The sequence below is a fragment of the Candidatus Methylomirabilota bacterium genome (genome assembly GCA_035315345.1).
Taxonomy (GTDB): Bacteria; Methylomirabilota; Methylomirabilia; order Rokubacteriales; family CSP1-6; genus CAMLFJ01.
The window spans coordinates 1-2,047 of sequence record DATFYA010000066.1 but is presented as its reverse complement, the minus strand read 5'-3'; the positions used below and the strand labels follow the sequence as shown (position 1 = coordinate 2,047).

The window sequence follows — 2,047 nt, the reverse complement described above, 5'->3', positions numbered from 1 at the left end:
GCTCTTCGTGCTCATCCACGTGGACGAGCCGCCGCGGCTCCTGCAGGCCTGGCTCTTCACCCACGGGTTCGCGCCGTGGGCCGCGCCCGTGAACGCCTCGCTCGCCTACGCGCTCACCTACCTGGCCCTCTGGTGGGCCATCATGTGGGCGCTCTTCCGCGCCGGCATCCGGATCCGCGTCTAGCTCGCGCCGTCGCGTGCTCGTGCTGCCTGCCGCGGTTCGGCTCGGCCTTGACCGTCTCCGGACGTGGGTCTACGGTCTAAGAGAGAGAGAAGGGAGGCTCGCGATGACTGTCGCCGCCATCCTGAGAGCCAAGGGAAGTCACGTCGAGTCGAGCACGCCCGAGACGACCATCTTTTCCGTCGTCTGGGCCCTCAAGGGCCAGGGCATCGGAGCCCTAGCAGGATGCGGAAAAAACGGGTGAAAGGAACACGCGTGCTGGTCCCAAGGGGCTCCGAAGGGCGGTGCGGGAGTCCGCGCGCGGGAGCGAAGATCGACCGGGAGACGGTGCGACAGCGTTCGGCCTCATCCGAGGGCCCCCGCGAGGTTGCGGATGCGGACCAGGTTGTAGATCGCCAGGCCGAAGATGAACATCCAGTTCACGCGTCGGCGGCCGCGATGGCGCGTCTTGCGCAGCAACCCGACGGTCTTGAGCCAGCCAAAGATCTCTTCCACGCGCTTGCGTTTCCATTGGCTCACCTCGTAGCCGGCGTGGCGCGTGGTGCGCTGATCGATCGCACTCGACCGATGCGCGGTGTTCTGCGCCACGTGGGGCGTCACCTGGACCAGCCGGAGGGCTTCGACGAAGTCCCGGGTGTCATACCCTTTGTCGGCGCCGACCGTAATCCGCTTCGTCGTCGCCACGTGGCCGAGCATCTCCAACGCCGCGGCGCGCTCCCCGTACCCGCTCGCCCGGGTCACGCACCCATCGACCGCCAAGCCGTGGCGGTTCTCCATGAGCACGTGCCCCTGGTAAGCGAGCTGGGCCTCGTGCCCCTTGCCTTTGCGGGCCAGCCGGGCATCGGCATCGGTCGTCGACACGTGGGTGACGTTGCTCCGCCGCTCGCCGTGGAAGTCCACCGTCGGATTGCCGGGATCATCCGGCGGAGGCCCGCCGCCGGCGTCCTTCCGCTTGAAGCTCTTGAGACTCGCCCAGGCCTCGATCAGGGTGCCGTCGACGGTGAAATGCTCGTCGGAGAGCAGGCGGCGCTCCCGCGCCTGGGCCAGGACCCGCGCAAAGAAGGCCTCGGCAATGTCTCCGGCCAAGAGCCGCTCGCGATTCTTGGTAAAGACGGTGGGATCCCAGATCCGGTCATCCATGTTCAGCCCGACGAACCAGCGAAAGAGCAGATTGTAGTCCAACTGCTCCATCAGCAGCCGCTCGCTGCGCGTGCTGTAGAGGACCTGCAGCAACAGCGCCCGCAGCAGCTTCTCGGGCGGGATCGACGGCCGGCCCACGGGGGAATAGAGCGCGGCGAACTCCGGGGACAGGTCCGCCAGGATCGCGTCCACCATTGCCCGGATCGGGCGCAGCGGATGGTCGGCCGGCACGCGCTGCTCCGGCGCAATGTAGCTCCACATCCCGGCCTGTTGGCGATCGTCACCCCGCATGCGCGCCTCCTCGACGTGAGTTACGCGCATCGTAGCCGAACTCTCATCCAACCCGACCATCAAACATCAGGTTTTTCCGCAGCCTGCTAGGGCGCGGTCGGTCGCGGCGCGTGCCATCGACGACGCGCTCGCGTGCCGTCCGGGCGGCACTCCGTCGCGAGGGACACCGTGCGGCCTCGCGGGGCGCCCTGAGCCGGCAGGCGCGCGCCTCGGCCCGCCGCCGGGGTCCTCGCGCGCGGTCGCGCGCCGCGCAGAAGGCCGTGCGCTCCAAGAGGCCTCGCACGCGGGCGGCGGCGACGCGCAAGGCCGCGCGCACGCGCGCCCGCTAAGCGCTCCCGCGCGCATCGACGCCATGGCCGAGGACGGCCGCCGCGCCACCACCGCCGTCCGCGGCCTCTGGATCCGGAGAGCCCGTCGCGCGTACGCCGCCCGCGG

Annotated in this window: 2 protein-coding genes; one reads left to right on the top strand and one right to left on the bottom strand. The window is 69.7% G+C overall.

Going from position 1 to position 2,047, the window contains the following annotated elements; all coding sequences use genetic code 11:
* Window positions 1-184, top strand: a 184-nt coding sequence (locus VKN16_07915; GenBank protein HME94124.1) for a DUF5009 domain-containing protein, incomplete at its 5' end; no start/stop codon positions are given.
* Between the two features lie 342 nt (window positions 185-526).
* Here the strand turns inward: VKN16_07915 and VKN16_07910 are convergent.
* Window positions 527-1,612 (bottom strand): IS5 family transposase, encoded by a 1,086-nt coding sequence (locus tag VKN16_07910; protein HME94123.1) that lies wholly within the window; start codon window positions 1,610-1,612, stop codon window positions 527-529.
* Between the last annotated feature and the right edge of the window lie 435 nt (window positions 1,613-2,047).